The 26,387-nt window shown below is 61.3% G+C and carries 23 protein-coding genes and 1 riboswitch; of the genes, 6 read left to right on the top strand and 17 right to left on the bottom strand.

Features of this window, described 5'->3' with window-relative positions:
- Nucleotides 1-356 precede the first annotated feature (356 nt).
- From KUG85_RS07305 to fmdA, 6 genes are all read right to left on the bottom strand, one after another.
- A complete protein-coding gene (locus KUG85_RS07305) occupies nt 357-512 on the bottom strand; it encodes a hypothetical protein (protein ID WP_223004709.1) in 156 nt (51 codons plus the stop codon).
- Between the two features lie 113 nt (nt 513-625).
- The gene (locus KUG85_RS07300; protein WP_223004708.1) at nt 626-1,825 is read right to left on the bottom strand and encodes a phosphopentomutase; all 1,200 of its coding nucleotides are present in this window, start codon (nt 1,823-1,825) and stop codon (nt 626-628) included.
- 3 nt (nt 1,826-1,828) lie between these two features.
- Nucleotides 1,829-2,113, bottom strand: coding sequence for a hypothetical protein (locus KUG85_RS07295; protein ID WP_065817188.1), 285 nt, complete (start codon nt 2,111-2,113; stop codon nt 1,829-1,831).
- 128 nt (nt 2,114-2,241) lie between these two features.
- Nucleotides 2,242-2,547 carry an FmdB family zinc ribbon protein gene (locus KUG85_RS07290; protein WP_223004707.1) on the bottom strand — a complete coding sequence of 102 codons (306 nt, stop codon included), beginning with the start codon at nt 2,545-2,547 and terminating at the stop codon, nt 2,242-2,244.
- A gap of 62 nt (nt 2,548-2,609) precedes the next feature.
- The gene (locus tag KUG85_RS07285; protein WP_223004706.1) at nt 2,610-3,122 is read right to left on the bottom strand and encodes an AmiS/UreI family transporter; all 513 of its coding nucleotides are present in this window, start codon (nt 3,120-3,122) and stop codon (nt 2,610-2,612) included.
- A gap of 85 nt (nt 3,123-3,207) precedes the next feature.
- Complete coding sequence (fmdA, locus tag KUG85_RS07280; RefSeq protein ID WP_007007629.1) at nt 3,208-4,434, bottom strand: formamidase; 1,227 nt, start codon at nt 4,432-4,434, stop codon at nt 3,208-3,210.
- 376 nt (nt 4,435-4,810) lie between these two features.
- Here fmdA and KUG85_RS07275 point away from each other — a divergent pair, with 376 nt between their 5' ends.
- Nucleotides 4,811-5,548 (top strand): response regulator, encoded by a 738-nt coding sequence (locus KUG85_RS07275; protein ID WP_206546876.1) that lies wholly within the window; start codon nt 4,811-4,813, stop codon nt 5,546-5,548.
- On the opposite strand, the gene KUG85_RS07270 is transcribed toward KUG85_RS07275, so the two are convergent.
- The 7 genes from KUG85_RS07270 to KUG85_RS07240 all read right to left on the bottom strand — a co-directional run bounded on the left by KUG85_RS07270 (nt 5,533) and on the right by KUG85_RS07240 (nt 15,244).
- Nucleotides 5,533-6,732, bottom strand: coding sequence for a sensor histidine kinase (locus KUG85_RS07270; RefSeq protein ID WP_083213040.1), 1,200 nt, complete (start codon nt 6,730-6,732; stop codon nt 5,533-5,535). The two genes, KUG85_RS07275 and KUG85_RS07270, sit on opposite strands and share 16 nt — an antisense overlap.
- Nucleotides 6,729-9,359, bottom strand: coding sequence for an ATP-binding protein (locus tag KUG85_RS07265; protein ID WP_223004705.1), 2,631 nt, complete (start codon nt 9,357-9,359; stop codon nt 6,729-6,731). Before KUG85_RS07265 ends, KUG85_RS07270 begins: the two co-directional genes overlap by 4 nt.
- A gap of 158 nt (nt 9,360-9,517) precedes the next feature.
- The gene (locus tag KUG85_RS07260; RefSeq protein WP_223004704.1) at nt 9,518-10,471 is read right to left on the bottom strand and encodes a Csu type fimbrial protein; all 954 of its coding nucleotides are present in this window, start codon (nt 10,469-10,471) and stop codon (nt 9,518-9,520) included.
- Complete coding sequence (locus KUG85_RS07255; RefSeq protein ID WP_223005217.1) at nt 10,462-12,843, bottom strand: fimbria/pilus outer membrane usher protein; 2,382 nt, start codon at nt 12,841-12,843, stop codon at nt 10,462-10,464. The genes KUG85_RS07260 and KUG85_RS07255 overlap by 10 nt, the downstream gene beginning before the upstream one ends.
- 4 nt (nt 12,844-12,847) lie before the next feature.
- A complete protein-coding gene (locus KUG85_RS07250; protein ID WP_065817192.1) occupies nt 12,848-13,564 on the bottom strand; it encodes a fimbrial biogenesis chaperone in 717 nt (238 codons plus the stop codon).
- A 24-nt stretch (nt 13,565-13,588) separates the two neighbouring features.
- Entirely contained in the window at nt 13,589-14,086 is a 498-nt protein-coding gene (locus KUG85_RS07245; RefSeq protein ID WP_223004703.1) for a Csu type fimbrial protein, read from the bottom strand.
- A 390-nt stretch (nt 14,087-14,476) separates the two neighbouring features.
- A complete protein-coding gene (locus tag KUG85_RS07240; RefSeq protein WP_065817423.1) occupies nt 14,477-15,244 on the bottom strand; it encodes a helix-turn-helix transcriptional regulator in 768 nt (255 codons plus the stop codon).
- A 479-nt stretch (nt 15,245-15,723) separates the two neighbouring features.
- Here KUG85_RS07240 and KUG85_RS07235 point away from each other — a divergent pair, with 479 nt between their 5' ends.
- The 3 genes from KUG85_RS07235 (at nt 15,724) to KUG85_RS07225 (ending at nt 20,785) form a co-directional block, all read left to right on the top strand.
- Nucleotides 15,724-17,703 carry a TonB-dependent receptor domain-containing protein gene (locus tag KUG85_RS07235; RefSeq protein ID WP_223004702.1) on the top strand — a complete coding sequence of 660 codons (1,980 nt, stop codon included), beginning with the start codon at nt 15,724-15,726 and terminating at the stop codon, nt 17,701-17,703.
- A gap of 197 nt (nt 17,704-17,900) precedes the next feature.
- Nucleotides 17,901-19,781, top strand: a complete 1,881-nt coding sequence (locus KUG85_RS07230) for a PhoX family protein (protein ID WP_223004701.1) — start codon at nt 17,901-17,903, stop codon at nt 19,779-19,781.
- A 206-nt stretch (nt 19,782-19,987) separates the two neighbouring features.
- On the top strand, nt 19,988-20,785 hold the full coding sequence (locus KUG85_RS07225; protein ID WP_223004700.1) for an ion transporter: 798 nt from the start codon (nt 19,988-19,990) through the stop codon (nt 20,783-20,785).
- Between the two features lie 9 nt (nt 20,786-20,794).
- Here KUG85_RS07225 and KUG85_RS07220 read toward each other — a convergent pair whose 3' ends face one another.
- Nucleotides 20,795-21,886 (bottom strand): 2'-deoxycytidine 5'-triphosphate deaminase, encoded by a 1,092-nt coding sequence (locus tag KUG85_RS07220; RefSeq protein ID WP_223004699.1) that lies wholly within the window; start codon nt 21,884-21,886, stop codon nt 20,795-20,797.
- 83 nt (nt 21,887-21,969) lie between these two features.
- Nucleotides 21,970-22,047: riboswitch (SAM riboswitch) on the top strand.
- A 50-nt stretch (nt 22,048-22,097) separates the two neighbouring features.
- Between KUG85_RS07220 and KUG85_RS07215 the strand changes: the two genes are divergently transcribed.
- The gene (locus KUG85_RS07215; RefSeq protein ID WP_223004698.1) at nt 22,098-23,288 is read left to right on the top strand and encodes an O-succinylhomoserine sulfhydrylase; all 1,191 of its coding nucleotides are present in this window, start codon (nt 22,098-22,100) and stop codon (nt 23,286-23,288) included.
- Between the two features lie 7 nt (nt 23,289-23,295).
- On the opposite strand, the gene KUG85_RS07210 is transcribed toward KUG85_RS07215, so the two are convergent.
- Nucleotides 23,296-23,901: a CDP-alcohol phosphatidyltransferase family protein gene (locus tag KUG85_RS07210; RefSeq protein ID WP_223004697.1), complete on the bottom strand. Its 606-nt coding sequence runs from the start codon at nt 23,899-23,901 to the stop codon at nt 23,296-23,298.
- Nucleotides 23,902-24,093: 192 nt separating this feature from the next.
- Here KUG85_RS07210 and apaG point away from each other — a divergent pair, with 192 nt between their 5' ends.
- Entirely contained in the window at nt 24,094-24,486 is a 393-nt protein-coding gene (apaG, locus tag KUG85_RS07205) for a Co2+/Mg2+ efflux protein ApaG (RefSeq protein ID WP_007007647.1), read from the top strand.
- Here apaG and KUG85_RS07200 read toward each other — a convergent pair.
- Both KUG85_RS07200 and argF read right to left on the bottom strand, forming a co-directional pair.
- Nucleotides 24,479-25,480 carry an Hsp33 family molecular chaperone gene (locus KUG85_RS07200; protein WP_065817200.1) on the bottom strand — a complete coding sequence of 334 codons (1,002 nt, stop codon included), beginning with the start codon at nt 25,478-25,480 and terminating at the stop codon, nt 24,479-24,481. The genes apaG and KUG85_RS07200 overlap by 8 nt on opposite strands.
- Nucleotides 25,462-26,379, bottom strand: a complete 918-nt coding sequence (argF, locus tag KUG85_RS07195; protein WP_025029930.1) for an ornithine carbamoyltransferase — start codon at nt 26,377-26,379, stop codon at nt 25,462-25,464. The genes KUG85_RS07200 and argF overlap by 19 nt, the downstream gene beginning before the upstream one ends.
- Nucleotides 26,380-26,387 lie beyond the last annotated feature (8 nt).

Here is a 26,387-nt window from a genome sequence, read left to right as displayed (position 1 = left end):
CAGAAATTCTGACGCGATCCAGATATCGCAACCGATTGAAAGAAAAGGATTTCTAGAATATCCGGGAGATCACGGCGAGAGCTGTATAGGTCGCCTTGGGTCCGCTCTCCTGCCAGCCGGCTAGCGGGTTTATAAGTGCGTGGGTGGGAAGTTGTGCATATTTTTTCCGGTGTCGAGGTGACGTCGCGGGGCCGGCCGAGCAGGAACCACAGCCGCTCCTGCTGCGCGTCGGAAAGAAGGCCTGGCCGTTCTCCCTGACTGGCACAGAGAGCCAACCCCAAACTGGGCGCGCTGTCTTAGGGTCAGGCCCCTAATCCCGGCTTGGCACGCTCGGGATGTCAGCCTGTCCAAAAGCGTCAAACATCCAGAACCGGAACCTGCACCTGCGCGAGTTTTTTCTCGATGCTCAAATCCGCAGCGTCTCCCACAGACCGGGCCATCTGCTGAGCGATACCATGAAACGCTATCAAATCTGGATCGAACCGGGTGTTCTCGAAACGAATACCTTCCACCTGCTTCTCCTCCGAACTGCGGTTTCCGCCTGTGTCGGATGCACTTCTTCTAAGAAATGTCTGCCCGGATAAATGTCGCGTTGCCGAAGCGCTCCTTCACTTCGACCCAAACGTCAGGCCTCACCCTTCAGCAGGTGGTCTGCCACGAGTTGCGCCACCTGCCTGAACGGCAGAATGCCGGCGCTCCCGCGCCATGGCATCCTGTCTCCGGCCAGAAGCAGCGGAACGCGCTCGCGCGTGTGATCCGTGCCCGTCCAGGTCGGGTCGTTGCCGTGATCGGCGGTCAGCATGAGCAGATCGCCGGGGCGCAGCTTCGGCAGAAGCCCGGCCAGACGGCGATCAAACCACTCCAGCGCCCGCGCATATCCCGCCACATCGCGGCGATGACCGTAATGGCTGTCGAACTCGACGAAATTGGCAAAGACGAGATCGCCATCGGCGGCACTTTCGACGGTCTCCAGAAGCCGGTCGAACAGCGCATCGTCGCTCGGCCCCTTCAGCACGCGGGAAATGCCCTTGCCTGCGAAGATGTCGCCGATCTTGCCCACGGCATGGACGGTGCGGCCGGCGGCCACCACACGGTCGCAGATTGTTTCTCCGGGCGGTGCGATGGCGAAATCGCGCCGGTTGGCGGTGCGGGTAAAGCCGCTTTCCGCATCCCCCACGAAAGGCCGTGCGATGATGCGCCCGACATTCATGGGATGGAAGATTTCGGCCGCTGCCTCACAGAGTTGCAGAAGCCGTTCGAGACCAAATGTCTCCTCATGCGCGGCGATCTGCACCACGCTGTCAGCCGAGGTGTAGACGATTGGCGCGCCGGTCTCCATGTGCTCCGCGCCAAAGCGCTCAAGCACGTCCGAGCCCGAGCCATGCGCGTTGAAAAGTGTGCGCTCCAGCCCGCCCGCACGTCGCAGCCGCGCCATCGCCTCTTCCGGAAAGGCCGGAACCTCATGGGGGAAATAATGCCAGTCTCTCGAGAGCGGGAGGCCCGCCAACTCCCAGTGTCCGGTCTGGGTGTCCTTGCCGGCGCTTTCTTCCTGAAGGGCCGCCCAGGACGCTCCGGCCTCAGGCCCCGTTAGCCCCGGCGCGGACTGGCCGCAGGCGAGCTCGAGTGCCGCACCAAGACCAAGGGCTGAAAGATTGGGAAGATGAAGCGGGCCGGAACGCCCCTCCTCCGCCCTGCCCGCAGCACAGGCTTCGGCGATGTGAAGAACCGTGTTGGCACCGGCATCGCCGAACCGCTCGGCATCCGGTGCCCCGCCTATGCCCACCGAATCCAGAACGCACAGGAAGACACGGCCGTTCACAGACATCTCTCACCCTTCCGCGAAGCGCGCCTCCATGCGACGGCGCAGCGCTTCGAACAGTTCATAAAAGCTCCAGAGGAGCGGCACCATGGCGAGCACTGTGGCCGTGTCGGCGCTCTCCTGTCCAGTGGAAAGGAGAAGGCCTACGCCCTCAATGGCGTCCGTCAGCGCGCCGGTCAGGACAGCCTTCATGGTGAGTGTAGCGGCCACAACCGCACCGGCAAAGAGCTGCGATCCCTGCCCGGCACCCTCGCCTCCAATGCTGATCGAGAGTAGACCGTACGGGTTTCTCACGGCTCACTCAGGCGCCTCACGACATCATCGCTTTCGTGCGCATTTTTGGGGACAGCGGCTCTCAGACTGGCGGAGGCAGGATTGTGACCCTATGGCATCCGCCAGCCTCGAAAGACCGTATGGCCGGATCAGCAATGGCCGATCATCCATTTCTTGCATGGCGAGGGTGGGCCTTTTTTGCCGACCTTGCAGAGCGCGCAGCCGCACCCGGCCAGATGCTCCTTCTTGACCACACGCGGCTCACTGCCGCTCATTTCCGAGCGCGCCAGCGCGCGCCGGAGTGTGCCGTTCATCAGGCTGAGGCTCGGTGCGGCCACATCGCGGCTGCTTGGCGTCTGGCAGCTCGGGCAGGCGCATGCATTGCCTGCATCAGCCATGGACGTCCACTCGTCGAAAGGTCCGCAATCTTCGCAAACATAATTGTAAAGCGGCATGTTGGTCTCCGAAAATTCTGTGTCGCATGGTGCGGCGGCCTGACGCCGCCGCACGAAAAAGCTCAGAGCATTCCCTGAAGCAGCAGGAACCCCGGCAGCCAGCCGGTGATGATGCCCGTGAGGAGCGTGACAACCGCAGTGGCCTGCAGGATCGGACGCTTCAAGGCAAGCAGCAGGAAATACATGAACCAGAGCACCGCCCAGATGGCCCAGTTGAGGCCGAGCCAGGTGTCGGTGAAGGTCTGCGCGCCGGCCAGTCCTTCAATCGCGATGGGCACGACGGTGATCGCCACGAACAGGCTGAACCAGCCAAGCCCGCGGCCATCGACCGCGACCATGCGGTTGTAGGCGACCCAGAGATAGGTGGTGGTGAACAGCAGCGTCAGCGCCGCAGACTTGATCGACGCAGCATCCGCCGCAGCGCCGAATGCCGAAGCAAGCGCGACGCAGAGCGTGACGAAGCCGGACACCACATTGATGACGACAATCTCCCTGTCGTCGATCTTTCCCATCAGCCACAGCCCGTTGAGAAACAGGACGGCGCCGACGTAAAGCAAGGCAAACCCGAGCAGCATGGCAGCTCTTCCTCCCGAAAGGCGGGTTCAGCCGGGTCCCACCCCGGCTGTCCCGTTTGTTTCATTGAATATGCCCGATCAGGCGTCAGCTTGTTCGCGCGACATCCACGCCGGAGACCTGTTTGGTCGGCCCGGTCGAGTTTGGATTGATGTCGAAATCGAAGATCGCTGTCGGAATGGCCAGCGTGGCGCACACATTCGGTATGTCCACAATGCCGGCTATTCGGCCCTCCACAGGCGCTGTGCCGAGGATACTGTATGCCTGCTCGCCCGTGTAACCGAACTTCTTCAGATACTCGATCGCGTTGAGACAGGCCCGGCGATAGGCCACATGCGCGTCCAGATAATACTGTTCGCCCGTGTGCTCATCGACCGAGATGCCTTCGAAGATCAGGTAATCATCGAAATGCGGATCGATCGGGCTCGGCTTGAAGATCGGGTTGACGACACCGTATTTCGCCATGCCGCCCTTGATGACATCGACGCTGATGTCGATCCAGCCGGCCATTTCGATGGCGCCGCAGAAGGTGATTTCGCCATCGCCCTGCGAGAAGTGGATGTCGCCCATCGAGAGACCGCCACCCTTCACATAGACAGGGAAATAGACCTTCGAGCCACGCGACAGGTTCTTGATGTCGCAATTGCCGCCATGTTCGCGCGGCGGCACGGTGCGCCATGCTTCTTCCGCCGCCTTGCGTGCTGCATCACCCGACATCTGGCCCATGAGCGCCGTGTCGGAATAAGGCAGTGCGGCCAGCGGCGGCACCCGGTTCGGATCGGTCGAAACCAGCTCTTCCTCACGGCGGTTCGCTTCGGCCAGAAGCGCATGATCGGGCAGACAGCCGATCAGGCCCGGGTGAATGATGCCCGGATAGCGCACGCCCGGAATGTGGCGCGAGGTCGTGTAAATGCCCTGGAAGTCCCAGCACGACTTGGTTGCGTTCGGATAGTGCTCCGTCAGGAAGCCGCCGCCATTTTCCTTGGCGAACAGGCCGTTGAAGCCCCATTCGGATTCAGGCATTGCGCCGATATCGAGAATGTCGACGACCAGCAGATCTCCTGGCTCTGCGCCCTCGAAACCGAACGGACCGCTCAGATAGTGAACGCGGGTCAGGTCGACATCGCGCACGTCGTTGGCGCTGTCATTGTTGCCGATCTGACCACCGGTCCAGTCATAGCACTCGACGCGGAACACTTCACCGCGCTTGAAGGTCTCAACCATCGGAATATCGGGATGCCAGCGATTGTGAGTCTTGATCGCTTGATCCTCAGGCGCCTTGTTGAGATCGACTGAAAACACTGTTTTAGGCATAGGTCTCCTCCTCTTGAACGGCCAGTCGGAGGTTCCAGTGTCGAGCCCCCCGTCATTTTTGCGCCCGGCAACAAGATGCGGCCGGACGAAACCGTGCCGGAGAAGATTAGGTCTGGACTGTAAGCCGATTGGCTCTGGAGAACGCCGGGTTTGTAATTTTTTGTAACCGGCAGGGGACATTCCTGAGAATTCGTTTGCGCTTGAACAGCCGGAAATAAGCACGGCATTTCAGTTGCTTGCCATAGGCGCGCCCAGAGCCACCAGCGCCGTGCCCGCCCCGGTTACCTTTGGCCGGATACAAAAGGCGCATTTTCCAAAAGGCCGGAGCAAACTCCCTTCTCGACCGATGCAACCGTTTGCGACTATCGTATGAGCCATGGGGATCACGGACGAAAAACATCGCGTACTTGTTGTCGATGATGATCAGCGTCTTCGGCGCTTTCTTCAGCGTTTCCTCACGAGCGAAGGCTATGCCGTGACAAGCGCCGAGGACGGTCGCTCCATGCGCCGCGCAATGGCGGATGAGGACTTCGATCTCGTCATTCTCGATCTGACCTTCCCGGTCGGCGAAGACGGTGTCTCACTGGCCCGCGGCCTGCGCGCCCAGCACGACCTGCCGCTGATCATGCTTTCAGGTAAGAACAACACGATCGACAAGGTGGTCTGCCTGGAGCTGGGGGCCGACGATTACGTGACCAAGCCGTTCGAACCGCGCGAGCTTCTGGCCCGCATCCGCACCGTCATGCGCCGCTTCGCCAAGCGCATCAGCATGCCGGAACCGCAGGAGAAAAGCCGCTCGCCGATCATGTGCTTTGCCGGCTGGCAACTTGATCCCGCACGGCATCAGCTTTCCTCGCCACGAGGGGAGTCGGTGCGTCTGACAAGCCAGGAATTCCAGCTTCTGGCGGCGCTGGTGGAGCGGCGCGGGCGCGTTCTCTCGCGCGAGCAGATCCTCGACATCGTCGCCAACCGCAACTGGAATCCCTATGACCGCAGCATCGACGTGATGATCGGAAAGATCCGTCGCAAGCTGCGCGACAATGCCCGCGACACCCAGTTCATCAAGACCATTCGCGGTGTCGGTTACATGTTCGCGCCTCAATCCGAGGAATAATGCGCCGGCAAATACAGATTGACGCTGGTGCCCTTGCCCGGCGTGCTGAGAATGCCGAGACGGCCACCGGCCTGCCGCACGAAACCATCCACCATCGACAGGCCAAGACCGCTGCCCTGCCCCGGCGGCTTGGTGGTGAACATGGGCTGGAGCGCGCGGCGGCGCACCGCCACCGGCATGCCATGGCCGGTATCGCGCACCGAGAGGAGCACATAGCGCCCCGGTAACAGCCCCGAAGCGACGCGCGCATCCTCCGGGCGGACGATCACATTCGACGCATCGAAATGCAGGCTCCCGCCGCCCGGCATCGCATCGCGCGCATTGAGCGCCAGATTGACGAGGCTCGGCTCCAGCTGACCGGCGGGAATGAGCACGCTGTTCAACCCGTCTGCGACATTGAGCGAAACGGACACCGTGTCCCCCAGCGTACGCCCCAGAACCCGCATCAGGGGCGGAAGCGCCTCGCCAAGCTGCACCACGGCAATGTCTTTCGCGCGCTGGCGGCCAAAGCGCAGCAGGCGGTCGGTGAGTTCGGAACCGGACCTGGTGGCCTCGAGCGCATCGGTTACCAGCTCGGCCAGTTCCGGCTGATCGGCCAGCCGCTCCTCCAGCCAGCGCAGATTGCTCAGGAGGACGGCGAGGATGTTGTTGAAGTCATGCGCGATGCCGCTGGTGAGCTGGCCCATCGCCTCCATGCGCTGCTTCTGCCCGAGCCGCTCGGCGGCCAGCCGCTTCTCTTCCAGAAGCCGGATGCGCTCGAAGCAGCGGGCCAGCGTGGCAAGCAGGTCTTCGCTGTGAAACGGCTTGCAGAGATAATCATAGGCGCCCGCCTGCAACGCCTCCACCGCCGTGTCGATGGAAGCGTAGGCGGTGACCATCACGCACACGACGTCCGGCTCACGCTGGCGGATCTGGCGCACGAGATCGACGCCATTGCCGGTGCCGAGCCGCACATCGACCAGGGCGACCGCAATCCGCGCTTCTTCGAGGAAGGCGAGCGCCGTCTGCGGATCATGGGCGACCACGATCCTGTAGCCTTCGAGTTTCAGGAGGCCCGACAGGCTTGCGGCGAAATCCTCGTCATCGTCGACGATCAGGACGCAATGGTCTTCCGCCGGCGTGGTCTCGCGCAACGGATGTTCGCCGATGACTTCTGCGGGGAGGTCGAGTTCACGATCGGTCATGCTTTACGCACTCCCGCACATGGCAGAACGAGCGACACGGTGGTACCGATACCCTTCTGGCTTTCGATGAGCACATCGCCGCCATGCTGCTCCATGATACGCTTGACGAGCGGCATGCCGAGCCCGACGCCGAACGCCTTGGTGCTGAAGAGCGGCTCGAACACGCGCTCGGCGACATCCGCAGACATGCCGCCGCCATTGTCGGACACCGACAGGTAGACCCGGTCGCGCAGGCGCTGCGTGGAGATGATGATCTGACCGCTTTGCTTCCCGCGCTCCTCGCAGGCCTGCGCCGCGTTCTGCAGAACATTGGAGAAGGCCTGCCGCAGACGCTCGGCATCGGCAAGGACATCACACCCGGCATCGAGCTTGGGCGTGATGAGATGCGCGATCTCCTGATCCTCTTCGCTCAATTGCTGCTTGACCCAGCGGTCGATGGCGACGGGCGACATGACGGGCGCGTGCTTGCGCGAGAAGTCCAGAAGATCCTCGATGATGCGCACGCAGCGCCAGGCATTGCGCTGCAGGCGCTGCAATTCGCCGGTGATGGGCTCATCCGCGTTCTTGAGCGAGCGGCGCAGAATGTCGGCGGAGGTGACCATCGTGCCCAGCGGATTGCGCAGCTCATGGCTGACCGTGGCGGTGATCTGACCGATTGCCGCCAGACGCTCATTGGAGGCGAGTTCCTGCTGCGCCTGCCGAAGCTTTTCAAGCGATGTCACCAGATCGCGTTCTGCGAGCTCGCGGCTTTCATGCGAAAGAACGATCCACCACGCGCCGATGGCGAGCAGCGGCAAAAGCGCCAGAAACACCCGCAGGAGAAGCGCGCCGCTTTCCACATGCGGCTGGAGCGCGGTGGGTTCTATCAACCGGTATGTGAGCAGGAACACGGCCGCCGTCATGACCGCCAGCGAGAAGAGAACGCCGCTCACCTTGAGCAGACGCTGCGTCATGCGCGGCGCGATCTTGCTGCGCAGGGCGCGGCCCAGATAATGCGGCGCTTCCAGATTTGCGTCGGGAGCCTTGCAGGCATCGTGGCAGTGGGAATCGAGACTGCAGCAGAGCGAGCAGATCGGCCGCCGGTAGAAGGTGCAGTGCACCATGTCCGGCCGCTCATATTCCAGCTCGCAGATTTCGCAGCGCACCACCGGCTTGTCGGGCTCGGCAAGCGGTACGCGCGGGCGGGCAAGATAATAGCGGCCGCGTGTCGCCACGCCGATCAGCACTGCGCTTGAAAGCGCGGTGAAGAAGGCGATGGGAGCGGCATAGGCTTCCGCCAGATCACCGAAACTGCCCATGAAGCAGATGATGGCGAACAGCGAGGCAAACGCCATCGAACCACAGCCAACCGGATTGAAATCGTAGAGATAGGCACGCTTGAACTCGGTGAAGGGCGGGCTGACGCCCATCGGCTTCAAGATAGCGAGATCGGCAAAGATGGAGCCGATCCAGGCGGCGGCGATGACCGAGTAGACCGCCAGCACCAGCTCCAGCGTCTGGAAAATGCCAAGCAGCATCAAAAGCAGCGAGATCAGGATGTTGAAGATCAGCCAGACCACGCGGCCGGGGTGATAATGCGTGACGCGTGAGAAGAAATTGGACCAGGCGAGCGAGCCGGCATAGGCGTTCGTCACGTTGATCTTGACCTGTGAAATGAGAACGAAGATCGCCGCCAGCGCCAGCACGGTGCGCGGGTCGTCGCTCACATATTCATAGGCCTTGATGTACATGTGGATCGGCTCAAGCGCCGTCGATGGCGAGAGACCCGCAGAGACCGCAAGCACGGCCAGCAAGCTGCCGCAGAGAATCTTGAAACCGCCGACCACGATCCAGCCGGGGCCGGCGGAGATGACCGCCGCCCACCAGCGCCAGCGGTTTTCGCGGGTCTTGTCGGGCAGAAAGCGCAGGTAATCCACCTGCTCGCCGATCTGTATCGAAAGCGCGCACAGAACGCCGATGGCCGAGCCGAAGGCGAGCACATCGAAACCGCCATCCGCCGTTTCGCTGCCGGCAAAGGCCATCCACTGATCGAGCGTTTCGGGATGGCCGACCGCGATGTAGATGAAGGGCGCGAGCAGCATGGCGATCCAGATTGGCTGGGTGACCATCTGCAACTTGCTGATCATCGTCACGCCCATGAAGGTGATGGGGATGATGACGAGCGAGGAGATGATGTAGCCCAGCACCAGCGGCACATCCGCAAACAGTTTTAGCGCCTGCGCCATGATCGCGCCTTCGAGCGCGAAAAAGATGAAGGTGAAGGTCGCATAGATCAGCGACGTGATGGTGGAGCCGATATAGCCGAACCCCGCCCCGCGCGTGAGCAGATCCATGTCGATGTTGTAGCGGCTCGAATAGTAGGCGATGGGCAGGTTCGTCACGAAGACGAACAGGCAGGTGATGAGCACGGCGGGAAACGCATTGGCGAATCCGTAGCTGAGCGTGATCGCCCCGCCGATGGCCTCCAGAGCCAGAAATGAGATGCCGCCGAGCGCGGTGTTGGCGATGACGAACGGAGACCAGCGCCGGAACGACCGCGCCGCATAGCGCAGCGAATAGTCCTCCAGCGTCTCATTGGCGATCCATGAATGATAGGACCGTAAGGCAGGCGATTGCGGCGTTTCCACTAACCCGCACTCCGCCCTGCACACCGCCAGTCAGGCGAAGCCTGTGCTTTACGCATCTTGTTGAGGTTCTCCCATTCTCCCCTTCTGGATGATCACACAAAGCCGGCGTCGAAACCAGCCCACGGGCCTGCTGGCGATCCGGTGGCTGCACATTCCCGTCAATAGGTGACCGTCACGACCACCGTATCCACATAGGTTCCCGGCGATGGGGTGTGTTGTGGGGGCACACGTCCGTAGACTGTAAAACTCTGGCCGCTTCCACTGCCGCTGCCGGACACCGTCGTGCCTGCCGTGCTCCCCCAGGGCTGGCTGCGGGCGGCATCCCTGTAGAGACCGTAGATCACGGTTTCCGTTCCCTTCGACATTTCCCGCTGTGTTGGCGGGGCACCCGCATTGCCGCCATCCAGAGAGATCGTGTAGGCACTGCCGGGCGTGCATGTAACGTCGACCTCGCCCGTCGCATCGACATTTGTGGCCAGCACGCCCTGTGCACCGAAGTCGACATCCTGGGTGTTCACCTGGCAATTTGCCGGCACCGTCGCTGACACGGTGAAGCCTGGCCGCTCAACATTGCCAAGGGACGTGCTGCAGTCGCTGGACGTGGTGTAGCGGTAGTAAATCTCGACGTCGCTTCCGGCAAAAGAGGACAGGTAGGATCCGGGCGGCGCACTTGCCTGGCCGCCAAACAATCGTCCGTAGATCATGACGGTTCCGCTGCCCTGCCCCAGAACACCGAGTGTCAGCGGATATGCCGGCGGCCCCGGCGCAAATGGCCACGAATTTGATCCCCAGACCACACTGCGTCCGGAATCGACGTAGAGCTGGTAGTCGAGCTGGTTGCCGCCAGAAGCCAGTTGCCGCGCTGAAGCCGTTGCACCGCCACTGCCGCTGCCAATTCCCGGGCATATGAGTATGCGCGTCAACGGCAGGCCGGTACAGTTGATGCTCATTGAGGTGGAGCTGTCGGCTGGTGCGCCGGACAGCGTATCGATCTGACCGAAACTCATGCCGGATATGCCAAAGCTGCAGCTTTGTGCTTTTGCCTGGCCGCTGGCCAGGCAGGCGAGCATTGCCGTAGCCAGCATCCGTTTGCTGAGGAAATCTATCTGCATGTCACACCCTGGATTGTCACCTGACTGCCCGGGTCGGGCTCGTAGGCAAATTCTGCGGAACATGACGTGCCGTCCTGTCGTAGAACCATAAGGGCATTCCGGGCTCGAAGTCCGGTCAGATAGGCCTGACCGTCATAGCCCACGACGAACTCGTCCCCATCGCGCAGCCTGCCGGACAGGCCCACCGGGAGAGGAATGCCATCCGCATCGACCAGCTCCACAAGGGCTGCGTTCGGGGTGTCCGAGACACCAAAATCCAGCACAACACCGCTGCCATATGCCGGCACCACAACTTCTCTGGTGGCCGGCACACTGGCGTCCACGGGGAGATTTTCCGGGTCGATCGACACGGTGTTGCGCTCATAGGAATTCAGGCGGGGAACAAGGATTCTGCCCTGGCGATTGGTCCTGCCCACCGGCCTGTTCTGGTGCTTCACGACGACATCGCTCGCCCCGACATCAACAACCGCAAACGCATCGTCAATGCGGTTCGTGGCGAACACGCCTCCGCCGGCCACCACGATGGCCCCATCGACCTGCACCGTCGCCCTGACCTTATCGTCGTGCTGCTGGATCCCCGCTTCGAACCGCGCAAAGGACGCGCGATAGCTGGCGGATGCCCTGCGGTCCGGCGTTTCTCCTTCAGAGGTGCGGAGCCGCCAGCCGAAACTGCCATTCTCCAGCTTTTCGGATTTGGCGAGTTCGACAAATCCATTCACGCCATCCGGTCTGCTTTCGACGCCGGTGGTCACATTCACATCGCCGCCGAGAGGGAAGGACACACCGGCGAAGACACCGAAACTGTCGTCGTCTTCCAGATCCGTGAAGGCACTGGCATAGAGGTTGCCCCTCTCGAATATGCGCTGGCTGTATGACAGGCCGAGGATCTGGCTTCTGTCCCCGTCGGCATCCTTCAGATGCGTATAGGAAAGATTGAGACTGGACAGGTCCAGTGGCATGGGCACGCCGATGGCGACCTGGTCGACAGCCCGGGGCACGCCCGCGCTGAACACCGGGAGTCCACTCCCGACTGAGACCCGGTCTGCGGTGATCGATGCCACATCCTGGTAGGAGTCGAACGCGCGCTGGATGCGCCCGTAAAAGCTCCAGTCGTTGTGGCGCAGTTCGAGCGTTGCGTTGATCAGTCCGCCTGTCTGGCCGCCGCTGCGGCTTCCCGCGAGCGCAACGGAGGCGGCGCCGTAGGTTCCAAGTGGGAATGCCACTCCCGCGCCTGCATTCACGAGGTCTTCTCCAAGTTCGACATGCCCCTCAAGCGTCAACCAGTTGGTGAGCCCGTAGCGGACGCTGGCGATGCCATAGACGCGTTCGTCATAGTCGCTGGATCTGAGGCCGAAATTGCGCCTTGGGAACCCAGCCTCAACCGAGAAGTCGAGCAGGCCTTCGCGCAGGAGCATGCTGGAGGTGTAGAAGGGAAGGGTTGTCACCGTTTCCCGGCCAAACCGATCGCGAAGAACGACGCGCGCTTCGCCGGAACCCGTGAAGACCGGCAGGTTGACCACCCTGAACGGCCCGGACGACACGTCTCCAGAATAGGTTCTGGCGTTTTGCGTATAGATTTCGAGCGTCGAAGGCACGGCGGCAGTCCCGGAGAATGACGGCAGGGGCAGACTGACCAGATCGGGTCGCAGCGAAAAATTGCGCCGCATCTGGAGACCGCCGAGATAGACCGGCCTGGTCCAGGACAGTCCTCCGGAGATGAAATCCCCCGCCTTGAAGGTGAGCAAGCGCTCCGGGTCGGAATACGCCCAGGTGGTGTTCAATCGGGTGAAGCCGTTGAAAGCACCGTCGGAATACTCAGCAATGAATGACTGGTTCAGTGTTCCGAACCGGCTGAACAAACGGCCATCGAAGCTGCCTGAAACACCCCGAAACAACGCGCCATCGCCTTCGAAAAGCGCGTTCGAACCAGCAAACAGCGCGTAGTTCAGCACCGCGCCAGTGTCTGAGCGAGGCTTGAGTCTTTCCTGATCTGCCGTAACCGAAAGATCGATCACCCTGGGAGCCCGCCCCGCATCGCCGGTCGACACATAAAGCCGCTGTGCGGCTTCATCGAGGCGATAGGTGAGGCCCGGCAGCCTGTCCAGGCTGATGAGGCCGGTGCGATCCTGCGCCTTGGTGCGTGGCTTGATGCCCAGCTCTGCCAGCTCTTCCGGCGACGAAGCCAATTCTCCATCGGATCGATGCACAAAGGCACCGATCAAATCGGTCGGTTCCTCATTGATGAAGACCTCAAGATAGAGTTCCCGGTCCACCGAGCTGGTTACCCCCGTTTCCAGAGCCGGCGCATCGGTTGCCTGAGTTTCCGCGATTGCGGGCGATGCGACCAGAGCAAGGAGAACGAGGACAGTCAGTCGGCTAGCGAACCGGGACCGTTGCCTCGACAGGTCCAAGATGGCTCTGTGCCCTCAGCGCCGCCGGCCCGCCCCCGACGCTACCGGCACTTCCGATCGGCCATTGCATCGTTGCCCCGCCCAGGACATAGCCGACCAACCCGTCACGTCTTCCTATGCGCCTCGCGCCCTGGCTGATCCTGACGTCCGAAAGCCGGAGCCTGCCAGCTCCATTGTTCCGGGCGACAAGCATCAGTGTCGCTCCACTCCGGCTGACACTCCAGGCAACCTGAGGCGCGCCCGCATTCTCACTTCTGAAGAAGACCGGGATCGAATGCCGGACCACCAGGCTCACCGTGCCGGCCCTCTGGCGGGCCCGGTCTGGCAGTTCATCGACCACCACGCGATAGCTCTCCTCTCCCTGCACGGGACGCCTGGCCACCCGCACAATGCGGAGAACATAGTCGGCTCCAGCAGGCAATTGGGTTGCGGGAGGGCTTGCAACAACGTCCCTGGTCGGCTGGAGTCGGTCGACACCGCCTTCCTGGGTCCATCTGTAGACGCGCACCTGAACATTGATGGGTCGATTTGCTTCGTTTCGAAGATTGAGAACCGCAGCGCTGTCGGGTGCGATCATGTCGACGGTCGTCGGCGCAACCCTTAGCGAGGCCGCACTCGAAGGCGATAGACCACACAGCGCGAAAAGTGCGATCGCACCGAGGCCTGTAAGCAGGGTTCGCATGGCGTTTTCCCTCCTGACCCTAGATCAGTACGTAACAGTAACGGTGACGCTATCAGTATATGTGCCGACGCCCGGCGTTGCCTGCGCGGGCACCCTGCCATACACCGTAATTGCCTGAACATTGCCGTTTCCGGTGCCGGCAACCGTATCGGTACCGACCGTTTCCCCCCAGTTCTGCGTTCGTCCGGAATCCCGGTAGAGCGCATAGCCGATCGTGGCGGAGGCCGGTCCGGTCATCAGTCGGTTGGTGACGGTCGCGCCACTGCCAGCTCCCGCCCCGAGCCCTACATTGTAAGGGGTGCCGTCAGTGCATTGAACCGAGATCGTGCTGGTCTGGTCAATGTTGGAAGCAATAATGCCTTCAGTGCCAAAGTCGAGATCCGTAGCCGACGTGACCAGACACTCGGCAATGATCTGTATCTGGACATTCATCGAGCCGGTGGCGGTGGCGGCGGAAGCCGGCTCCAAGGTTTTTAAAAATACACCCAGGGCGGTCATTGCGAATAGGAAATGAGTTCGCATGCTGTCCCCTCATGGTTCAGCAAATTCCTGAATCAGGAATTCATTCAGCCACCCACCCGCATAGAAAGGCTGCACAACAATTGTAATGATTCGATTAAATCGGCAAACTATTTTATACCTATATTACGACATGTTCGGCGCTGTTTTTGATCCTTTAGTCTCTTTCTTTGATCATATGTTCAAAGCGATATAAATATTTATTGCAGCGGGGGATCCTGCATCGCTGCAACGATCCGCACGATCCCGGACTGTCCTATTCCGGAAGGATAGCATCCCATGCCGGTGACCACGGGTTGAAGGCGACACTCGGCGTCACGTTTTGAATGTCGCGCCGGGTTTTCTGCCCGGCGCATCGACGGAAAACCGGTTTCCACTTTTCCTGGAACTGCCCTAAACACGCACCTGTTTCGGCGTCACGCCATATGCCCTTCGAAAGGCCGTCGTGAAGCTTGAAATGTTGTTGTAGCCAGCCAGATGCGCTGCGTGCGAGATCGGGATGCCATCGTCGGCAAGCGCCGCGCGTGCGGCCTCGAGACGCTTCTGCCTAATGAAGTCGAAGACCGTCATCCCGAAATGCGTCTTGAAATGCCGTTGCAGCGTGGACGCGCTGCAGCCAACCTCGCGTGCGATCAGGCCAATGGTGAGTTCCCGGTCCAGATTGCCGATGACAAAATCACGTGCGCGCTCGCAATAGCGCAGGCTCATGAGTGTCGGCGCGGGAAGTTGTTCCTTCCTGTCAGCCAGCATGGTGAGCAATGACTGCCACATCAGGTCGAGCCCCTGCGCTCTCAGATAAAGGGAAGTCAACTCGCCCTCCAGCGCAGGCGGTGGATGCATGATCTTCTGAGCCGATTGCACGATGTGCTGGCCGGGCTCGAACGAGAAGTGGGAGAGGTGCTGTGCAAAAAAGCTCTGCAACACCGATTTCTGCGCCTCATCCCGCGTGTCGAAGAGACGCTGCAACCAGGGTAATGGCGCCGAAATCATGACCTTGCGCAACGGGGTCCGGCTGTCGTTGAAGAAACGTAATCGACTGTCCTTAGCCACGTTCAGCAGGAACACAACCGGAGAGCTCGCCTCCTCGGTGCCCGCATCGATGACGAAATGTCTTTCATCGATCACGAAGTGCTGAGCGCCCTGCAAGAGCACCATCAGCATGAATTTCGGCCAGATGCCCAGTTCACGCGTATCGGACGTGCAGTTCGGCACTCCCTCGATGGCACCGACAAAAAGTTCCTGTGATGTGTACTGCATTCAATGACCCTGACACCGATCCGGCGCAGCCGCACCAGGACCGGCACAATGCCGTTTGAGCCTAAGAAATTGCGGTTCCCGACAAACTCTTTCGGCTCGACTCCTTCTCGCGGCCAAACATATACATGACCAATCTTCTCAAGATTAAGCCGTGTCGATGCGAGAAGCAAGCCCGCCGCCTGAAGCAGGCAACGGGCGCCCGGCACGGGGCTTGGGAAGTCCGCATGCGAGGGGGCGATTACGGTGGGGTACGGACGCAGCACGGTTGCATCAGCATGCACGCTCTCTGCGCTTCATCCGGTTCCAGCCCGCTGCATCATCAGACTTATGGCCGCCAAGCCGGGGCCAAGCGCTTGCCGGCCGGGGATTAACAGGGAAAGAAAATGACGTTCACGCGGATACTGCCGCTCACCGGCGTTTCGTTGCTTGCGCTTTCATCGGCATTGCAGGCGCAGGAAAACAGCCCGACCACAACCGTCCTCGACACGATCACTGTCATCAGCGACGGCAAGGAAAACATCGAAGCGACGGGTGGAACCGTCGTCACGCAGGAAGACCTGGAAATCCTGCAACCGAGCAACGTTTCCGAACTTTTCACGCGTGAATCCTCCATCAGCGTCTCGGGCGGTGGCGGCCCTTCCAAGCGCATTCACGTGCTCGGGATGGAACAATCGCACCTGGCTGTCAGCGTCGACGGCGTGCCGCAAACCGCGACAAGCTGGCATCACACGGGCTCCAACGTCGTCGATCCCGTGTTCCTCAAACGCGTCGAGGTGGAAGCAGGCGCCGCCGCCGCCGATTCCGGCTTTGGCGCGGCAGCGGGGGCGATCCGCTACGAGACCGTCGGCGCACTCGATCTGCTTGAAGACGGAAAGAACCTCGGTGCCCGGCTCGGCCTCTCTTATGGCACGAACGGCCGCGGCTTATCGGGCAGTGCCGCCGGTTATGGCCGGCATGAAGGGTTCGACTGGTTCCTCATGACCCATGGTGCAACCGGCAAGAACTATGAGAGCGGCGACGGGCTGGAAATCCTCGGCACCGAGCCCGCGGCCCGCAACATTCTCGCCAAACTCGGCTATGAAGCAGAAGGCCATCGCATCGAGCTTGGCTATGAGCGCAGCCGTGACAAGGCCGACCGCCTGATCAAGATGAACATGGGGCTCGCCGGCGATACGGTGCATCCGCTTGAGGTCGCGCGGGATGCCGTGAACCTGAAATACACCACCACCGCCCCCACCGACATGTGGGACCCGGAGGTGACGCTCTATTACAGCGAAAACAACTACTGGCGTCCGAACTACCAGAACCGCACCAACGGCAACATGGCCCTGGATGAAGATCTGTTCGGCGGTAAGGTCCAGAACCGTTTCACCTTCGACTACGGCAACATCACGACCGGTGTCGACTTCGGGCGGCATGGCTATTTCACCGACAACTACGGCAACAACAATCGCCGCTACCGCGACTTCTCGACCTTTCAGCTCGGCGCTTTCGCGCAGGGGCGCTTCGAATTCGACAACGGTCTCAACCTGTCGACCGGCGTGCGCTATGACGGGCATCGCTTCACCGACTGGAACGACAACAAGTTCTCCGACAGCGGCGCCAGCGTGAACGCGACGGTCTCCTATAAGTTCAACGATCATTTCGAAGTGTTTGCCGGCGCCTCGCGCACCTGGCTTGGCTATGTGATCGGCGACTATGGCTATGTGCATGCCCGCGACGACAGTTTCGCCACGGACCCGGGTTTCAGCGCCGGCACGGCGCAGAACCTGAAAGTGGGTGCGAATTTCGGCGGCGAGAACTGGAACGCCGGCGTGACCTTCTTCGATACGCGCATTGACGGTCTTCCCGTTTATGAATGGGGAACGGGCGGCACGCTGCACAATTCTCCGGACGAGGCCCGCTCACGCGGTGTGACGCTGAATGCGGGTTACCGTTGGGAGAATACCAAGATCGGTGCCACGTTCACCAAGGCCAAGGTGACAGTGGGCGGCGTGTCGGCACTGCCCAACAGCGGAACGTTCATGCCGATTGGCGACATGGCCACACTCTACATCGACCATGAAATCCCCGACTACAATCTGAAGCTCGGCGCATCGCTGGCGTGGGCGGGCAAGATTTCCGACGCGTATGCCACGGCAGAAGGTTTTTACGACCAGCCAGCCTACACGGTGGTCAACACATATGCCGAGTGGACACCTCCGGCTTATGAAAACATGACCATCCGCGTCGGTGTCGAGAATCTGTTCGATGAAACCTACTTTGAGCGCACCGGCTTTGCCGCAAGCTCGAACCGAGGTGGCATCGATCCTGTTTATGCGCCAGGCCGCACCTTCACCTTCCACACCGCGGTGAAGTTTTAGTCTCTCCGAAACCGGTAATGCGACGATCATCTGAAAGGCCGACCGTACGCCACGGTCGGCCTTTTCCATTTGCGCCTCATCAGTCTCGCCGTCTGGACACAGTGCTGTAACAATCCTGTCGCACGCATTCGCTACGACTACAGGCAGATGCCGCCACAGGCGGCTCGATCCAGCCAAACAGCCAGAGGACTGCCGTCATGAACAAGCAGGATATCGTTCGCCTGTCGTGGGACGAATTCGACGAAATGCGCGACCCGCGCCCTGACAACAACGCCTTTGACGCCGTTGTGGAGCGCGCCATTTCGCGTCGCGGGTTCCTGGGCGGTGTGCTCGCCTTCGGCTCTGCTGCAGCCGTTATGGGAACGGGCGTTCTTTCTTCCACGTCGTCTGCAAAGGCGGAGGGCGCAACGTTCAATTTCGAGCCCATCGGGATTGCCACCGACCACGAGATTCACGTTCCTGCCGGTTATAGCTGGAAGCCCCTGGTGCGCTGGGGCGACCCGCTCTTCAAGGATGCAGAAGGCGCCTATTCACCCGAAACGGGCGTGCCGGTCGAGATGTCGGACAAGGTGTTCGGTGAGAACACGGACGGCATGGAGACCTTTACCGATGGCGACAGGACGATCCTTGCCATCAATTCCGAATATGTGAACCCGAAGATCAATCTCCCCGCAGAAGCGGAAGGCATGCCCCGCAATGCGGACGAGGTGAAACTCCTCAAAAACATGCAGGGCGTGACGGTGCTGGAAATCGCTGACAGCGGCGATGGCTATGCCGTGGTGCTCGACAGCCCCTATAACCGCCGCATCACGCATGAGACGCCGATGACCATGGACGGCCCTGCCGCAGGCTCCGATCTGGTCAAGACCAATGCCGATCCGGAAGGCCGCTCGCCGAAAGGCACCATGAACAATTGCGGCTCCGGCAAAACGCTCTGGGGCACCTATCTGACCTGCGAAGAGAACTTCAACGGCTATTTCGGCACGACAGCCGAACGCGAGGCCACGGAAGGCGAAGTGCGCTACGGCATCGGCGGCGAAGGCCGCTACGCCTATGAAAAATTTGATGAGCGCTTCGACCTGTCCAAAGAGCCCAACGAGCCGAACCGCCACGGCTGGGTGACAGAGATCAACCCGCTCGATCCGGAATCGACGCCCGTCAAGCACACCGCGCTCGGGCGCTTCAAGCATGAAAACGCCGAGATGGTGCAGGCTGCCGACGGGCGCGTCGTGGTCTATATGGGCGACGATGAGCGTGGCGAGTTCATCTATCGCTACGTATCCAATGGCACCTGGGCCGAAGGCCAGCCGACGGACGGACTGCTTTCGGACGGCACGCTCTATGTTGCCAGGTTCAATGACGACATGACTGGCGAATGGCTGGCCCTGACGCCGGAGACCACCGGCATGCCGATCGAGGAAATCCTCGTCTTCTCCCGCATGGCCGGATCGAAAGTCGGTGCCACCACGATGGACCGCCCGGAATGGATTGCGGCCAATCCACTGCGGGTCGAGGCCTATTGCGCCCTGACCAACAACAAGAACCGCGGCGTCAAGGCCAATGCCGGCGGCGATGAACAGCCCGTGGGCGGCCCAAACCCGCGCGAGACCAACAATTTCGGCCAGATCGTTCGCTGGCGGCCGGAAGGCGAGGACCATGGCGCCGACACGTTCACCTGGGACCTTTATGTCATGGCCGGCAACCCGAAGGCTTATAACAATGTCTATGCCGGGTCGGACAATGTGAACGAAGGCAATATGTTCAACTCGCCCGATGGCATGGCTTTCTCTTCAGACGGGATGCTGTGGATCCAGACCGATGGCGACGACAGCAATGAAGGCGAGTTCGAGGGGCAGGGCAACAACCAGATGCTGGTGGGCAATCCCGAGACCGGCGAAATCGCCCGCTTCCTCACTGCGCCGAACGGCGCCGAGGTGACCGGCCTGACCTGGTCGGCGGACAGGAAGGTCGCGTTCGTCGGCATCCAGCATCCGGGCGGCAACTGGCCGGACGGCAATGGAAAGCCCCGCTCGGCGGTGATCTCCGTCTGGCGCGAAGATGGTGAAGCCATCGGCTGAGAACCGCCAACACAAATGCATGAACGAGGCAGGGAGCAGTGCTCCCTGCCTCTTTTTTTGACCTGACAGAGCGTGATGCGTCTGCCTGTCTGCACGCATGAAGCATACGCTTGTGGCCAGACTGTTATGGACGGCTTGACGTCGCCCCATTTCCATCCCACCTGTTTGCCGCCCAATTCTACAAATCACCAACCGGACTGCCAAACGTGCAATCGCTCAAGAGCCTGATCGAATCCCGCCGCTTCGAAGCGGTCATCACCGTTCTCATCATCATCAATGCGGTTACGCTCGGTCTCGAGACCTCCGAGCGGGCCATGGACGCTTTCGGTCCACTGCTCCAGACGCTGGATCAGGCAATTCTCGGCGTGTTCGTCGCCGAGCTTCTGGCCCGTGTGGCGGTTTATCGGCAGAACTTCTTCCGCGATCCCTGGCGCGTCTTCGATCTCGTGGTGGTGGGCATCGCCCTCGTGCCCGCAACGGCCGGGCTCTCGGTGCTGCGCGCCCTGCGTATCCTGCGCGTTCTGCGGCTGGTCAGCATGGTGCCGTCACTGCGCCGGGTGGTCGGAGGCCTCATTGCGGCCCTGCCGGGCATGGGCTCCATCATGCTGCTTCTGGGTCTCGTCTATTACGTGTTCGCCGTCATGGCCACCAAACTGTTCGGCGCTTCTTTTCCGGACTGGTTCGGCACGATTGGCCTCTCCGCCTACTCGCTGTTCCAGGTCATGACCCTGGAGAGCTGGTCGATGGGCATTGTCCGTCCGGTGATGGAGGTCTATCCCCTCGCCTGGATGTTCTTCATCCCCTTCATTGTCTCGACCACTTTCACGGTGCTCAACCTGTTCATCGGTATCATCGTCTCGGCCATGCAGGCCGAGCATGATGAAGAGGCTTCGGCAGAACGCACAGCCCTGCAGGCCGAGCAGGAGATCATCCTCAATGAAATCCGCGCCCTGCGCAAAGAGGTGCAGGCACTGACTGTCGATAAGGCGCGCGAAGAGCGCTGACCCCTGCGGTCAGCGCATGCGAAAGTGCTTGGAGAGCTTCAGCGACTGGCCCTGATAGTTGGACTTCAGGTCCGCGCCGTAGAGCGCACGGGGGCGTGAGAGCATCCGCTCGTAGACGAGACGGCCGACGATCTGGCCGTGTTCGAGAATGAACGGAACCTCGTGGCTTCGCACTTCCAGAACCGCACGGCTGCCGGTTCCGCCAGCGGACGAATGCCCGAAGCCGGGATCGAAAAAGCCCGCATAATGCACGCGGAACTCGCCCACCAACGGATCGAATGGCGTCATCTCGGCAGCGTGGTGCGGCGGCACATGCACCGCTTCCTGCGACACGAGAATATAGAACTCGTCCGGATCGAGGATCAGGCCGCCCGCACCGTCGCCGGTCAGCGGCTCCCAGAAATCCGCGATGTCGTGCTGATCGCGCTTGTCCACGTCGATGAGCGCCGTGTGATGTTTTGCGCGATACCCGATCAAGCCGTTTTCGCCACCACTCAGATCGACCGAAAGCGCGATACCGCCGCCGGTGATGTTGGGGTCGTCCGAAGCGACAAGCGTCTCGCGCGCATGCAGGTCCGCCAGCGCGCTTTCATCGAGCAGCGCCTTGCCGGTGCGGAACCTTATCTGCGAAAGGCGCGATCCGGTGCGCACGACGATCGGGAAGGTGCGCGGGCTCACCTCCATGTAGAGCGGACCGGAATAGCCGGCGGGGATCTTGTCGAACTCCTGCCCGTTGTCGGTCATCACACGGGTAAAGATATCGAGCCGGCCCGTCGAACTCTTGGGATTGGCGGAGGCGGAGATGCCATCTGGCAGATCGAGCCCTTCCAGCAGCGGCACGATGTAAACGCACCCGGTCTCCAGCACGGCGCCCTCGCCGAGCTGGATTTCGTGCAGCTTGAGTTTCTCGAGCTTTTCGGAAACCCGGTGGTTCGGCCCCGGCAAGAAGCTGGCGCGCACGCGGTATGCAACGGTACCAAGCCTCAGATCGAGGCTGGCCGGCTGAATCTGGTCGCCATCCAGCGGGTGGGCCGAGGCGAGCGCCCCATTGTCGAACAGTGCCGCAATGTCCTTGTCCGGCAGAATTCCCGCTTTTGCCAACGCCCCTCTCCTTGCACAGGGTTTGATTGAACGAGGTTTAGCGCCGCTTGTCGTTGACGCAAGGCGCCTGAAGGTCTAATGGACCTTTATCCCGTGGTGATTTGGCCGGTCGGCTTGCAGCCACGTTAAAGAAGTCGCTAAAAGGCCGCGCTCGATCACCGAACCGGCATGCGGCTTTTCGCGGCCGGTTTTTTTGTTGGGTGTAGAAGCGATGACAGACAATTCCGAGAACGACTGGAAAGCACAGACGGCGCTTGTTCATGGCGGGGTCACCCGCTCGCATTTTGGCGAAACCTCCGAAGCGATCTATCTGACGCAGGGTTTTGTCTATGACAGTGCGGAAGCGGCGGAAGCCCGCTTCAAGGGCGAAGAACCGGGCTTCGTCTATTCCCGCTATGCCAATCCGACCGTCGACATGTTCGAGCGCCGCATGTGTGCGCTGGAGGGAGCCGAAGAGGCGCGCGCCATGTCTTCCGGCATGGCCGCCGTTACCGCCGCGCTGCTTTGCTCGCTCAGGGCGGGCGATCATGTGGTGGCGGGCCGCGCGCTTTTCGGATCGTGCCGCTGGGTGGTTGAAACGCTGATGCCCCGCTACGGGATCGAGACAACGCTTGTCGACGGCGCGAAGCTTGAAAACTGGAAGGCCGCCGTGCGGCCGAACACGAAGCTCTTCTTCCTTGAAAGCCCCACCAACCCGACTCTGGAAGTGGCCGACATCGCCGGCGTAGCGGCCCTTGCCAACGAAGTTGGTGGGCGGCTTGTGGTCGACAACGTCTTCGCCACACCCCTTCTGCAAAAGCCGCTTGAGCTCGGTGCGCATGTGGTCGTCTATTCCGCGACCAAGCACATTGACGGTCAGGGCCGATGTCTGGGTGGTGTCGTCCTTTCGGACAGGGAGTGGATCGACGAGCAACTGCAGGACTTTTTCCGCCATACGGGGCCAAGCCTCTCGCCCTTCAATGCGTGGACTCTGCTCAAGGGGCTGGAAACGCTGCCGCTGCGCGTGCGCCAGCAGACCGAGAGCGCCGGCCGTATCGCCGATCTGCTCGCCGACCACCCCAAGGTCGCCCGCGTCATCTACCCGGGACGCAAGGATCACCCTCAGGCAGATATCATCGCCCGGCAGATGAAGGGCGGTTCGACGCTAATCTGCGCTGAACTGAAGGGCGGCAAGAAAGGCGCATTCGCCTTTGAGAATGCTTTGAAAATCTTCCAGATTTCAAACAATCTGGGTGACGCCAAGAGCCTGATTACCCATCCTGCCACGACGACGCACAAGAATCTGTCTGACGAGGCCCGCGCCGAACTGGGCATCGGCGACGGCACGCTGCGCCTTTCGGTGGGTCTTGAGGACGGCGACGATCTTCTCACTGACATCGAACGGGCACTGGACGCGACCTGAAGCGGGTTCAGCCGAACCGTCTGCCCGCCAGAACAATGCGTGACACGGTGGTGTAGGCGGTAAGCACGGCGAACCCGTAGGCAAAAACCGGGAACCAGGATGGTAAGAGACACATGGCCACGAATACGGCCAGTGTCTCGCTCGCTTCGGCAAGCCCCGTAGTGAAGAACAGCGATTTCTCACCGCGCGCATCGCTCTTGAGCCTGCGCTTTTCCGCCATGATCGCATAGGCGAGGAAGCTCGCCCCGTTCACGTAGAACGCCAGCAACAGGACGGCGCCGGCGATTGCGTTGGCACCGGGATCGGCGATGATGAAGCCGAGCGGCACGGCCCCGTAAAAGGCAAAATCCAGAACGATGTCGAGATACCCCCCGAAATCGGTCTTGCCGTGTATCCGGGCAACGGCTCCGTCCAGCCCGTCGCATAAACGGCTGGCCAGGATGAGGGCGAGCCCGGCCCAGTAAGCCTGAAATGCAATGGCGGCAGCGGCGGCCAACCCCAGGACAAGCCCCGCATAGGTGACAGCGTTGGCGCGCACCCCCGCTGCCGCAAGCTGAGCGGCCATGGCCGATAATCCGGGATCGATCTTTCGGTGCGCCCAACCGTCAAGCATGTTTCACCAGCACGTTGTCCTCAATGCCCCCATGCTTAACGCCATTCGACCTCTCATGCCGCTCACAATGGCGTCATGAAAGATCATCGAACCTCATACATGAACCGCCATGTCATCTCTGTTATGCTCTTGATCTTTCACGGGAAGGACCCACCCTTCCTGCGTCGGATGCGCGCAAGGCGAGTTTGAACCATGTACAGAGCTGTCACCCAATCGATCGAAGTAAGCGCCGAACCCAGCTACCTGTCCGCGCAGTCGGACCCCGAAAACGGGCACTTCGTCTGGGCTTACCGGATCACGATCACGAACCATTCGCCCGAGACCGTGCAGCTCGTCGCGCGCTACTGGCACATCACCGACGAAACGGGGCGGGTGCAGGAAGTGCGCGGAGAGGGTGTCGTGGGAGAACAGCCGGTGCTGCAGCCGGGTGACAGTTACACCTACACATCCGGCTGCCCGCTAACCGCCCCCTCGGGCATCATGGTCGGGCGCTATACGATGCGCGGGCCGCGCGGTGCGTTTTTTGACGTGGACATCCCGGCATTCTCGCTCGATCTGCCGGGTGCCGCCACGCGGATCAACTGAAATCGCCGGGATCGAACACGTATTCGGTCGAACAAAACTCGCAGGTGACGCGAATGACGCCATCCTCGATGCTGTCAGCCACCTCTTCCGGCGTGAACCCGTCCAGAACAGACCTGATCTTGTCGCGCGAGCACGAACAGTCGTCGCGCACGTCCGATCCTTCATAAACGCGCACGCCATGCTCATGAAAGAGGCGGTAAAGCAGGCGCTCGGCGCCGACCGTGGGGTCAACCAGCTCCGTCATCTCCGCGGTGGCGAGCAGCATGCGCGCTTCCTGCCAGGCGTCGTCTTCGGGATGGGTCGAGCCGTCGTGGTCCTCGTCGCCATCGCCGCCGGGAAGGTCGAAGCCGCGCATGCGCTCTGGAGACCCCGGCAGGAACTGCAGGAGTAACCCGCCTGCACGCCAGTGTTCCTGCCCGCTCTCACCCCCCGGAAGCACCATCTTGGCAACGCCAAGACGCACCTCGGTCGGGATCTGCTCGGACTGACGGAAATAGGTGCGTGCCACCTCTTCGAGCGTGGTGCCGTCGAGCTGCACAATGCCCTGATAGCGCTGCATGTCGGAGCCTTGATCAACTGTCAAAGCCAGAACGCCGGCGCCAAGCAGATCCTCGGGAGCGTCCCTGCCGGCGGCAATCGCTTCTTCAAGGCGCGCCTCGTCAAAGCGCGCATAGGCCCGCATGGAACTCGGCGTGGAGAAATCCGCCACCAGCATGTCGACCGGCCCGTCGGAGCGGGTCTGGACGATGAACTTGCCCTCGAATTTGAGCGAGCTTCCCAGAAGCACCGTCAGAACGATGACTTCGGCAAGCAGCCGCGCCACCGGTTCGGGATAGGTGTGACGGGCGAGAATCTGATCGAGCATGGGCCCGAGCTGGACCGCGCGACCGCGCACATCCAGCGGATCCACGTCGAACGGAACGACGTGATCGTCGCCGGCAAAACCGAATTCGCCCAACTGCCTCGTTTCGCTCGTCACCGGTTGAGACACCATGCAAGTACCGCTTTCTGTGCGTGCAGACGGTTTTCCGCCTCGTCGAACACCACCGAGTGCGGCCCGTCGATAACCTCGTCCGTCACTTCCTCGCCGCGATGCGCGGGCAGGCAATGCATGAACAGCGCATCGGATTTCGCGTGCTTCATCAGCGCCTCATTCACCTGGAAGGGCTTGAACACGTTGTCGCCACGCGCGCGATGCTCCTGTCCCATCGACACCCAGGTGTCGGTCACAACGCAGTCGGCATCGGCCACCGCTTCCTCGGCCGTTTTCGTGAAAGTCACCCGGCCGCCATTGGCGCGCGCCCAGTCGACATATTTCTCCATCGGCTCGCTACCTGGAGGGACGGCGATGTTAAGCCGAAACTCCATGCGGGCCGAGGCTTCGATCAGCGAGTGCAGGACATTGTTGCCGTCGCCCGTCCAGGCAAACAGCCTGTCCCTGACGGGACCGCGATGCTCCTCGAAAGTCAGGATATCGGCCATGATCTGGCAGGGGTGCGTGTCGTCGGTCAAGCCGTTGATCACCGGAACGGTGGCGTTTTCCGCCAGCTCGACGAGACGCTCATGGGCTGTCGTGCGGATCATGATCGCGTCTACATAGCGCGACAGCACCTTTGCCGTATCGGCAATGGTCTCGGAACGGCCGAGCTGCATTTCCGCACCCGTGAGCATGATCGTCTCGCCGCCAAGCTGGCGCATGCCGACATCAAAGGAAACGCGGGTACGGGTCGACGGCTTGTCGAAGATCATCGCCAGCGCCTTGCCCTCGAACGGCTTTTCACGCTCGCCGGCTTTCAGGCGTTCCTTGCGCGCCCGCGCATCGTCGAGCATGAAGCGCAGGTCCTGCGGATCAACGGTCGAAAGATCAATGAAATGGCGCAGACCGCTGGCCATGCCCGTCT

Origin of the sequence: Nitratireductor rhodophyticola (assembly GCF_019891355.1) — a bacterium.
Classification (GTDB): domain Bacteria; phylum Pseudomonadota; class Alphaproteobacteria; order Rhizobiales; family Rhizobiaceae; genus Nitratireductor; species Nitratireductor rhodophyticola.
The sequence above is the reverse complement of the archived record's forward strand: the minus strand, read 5'-3'. Positions and strand labels throughout refer to the sequence as shown.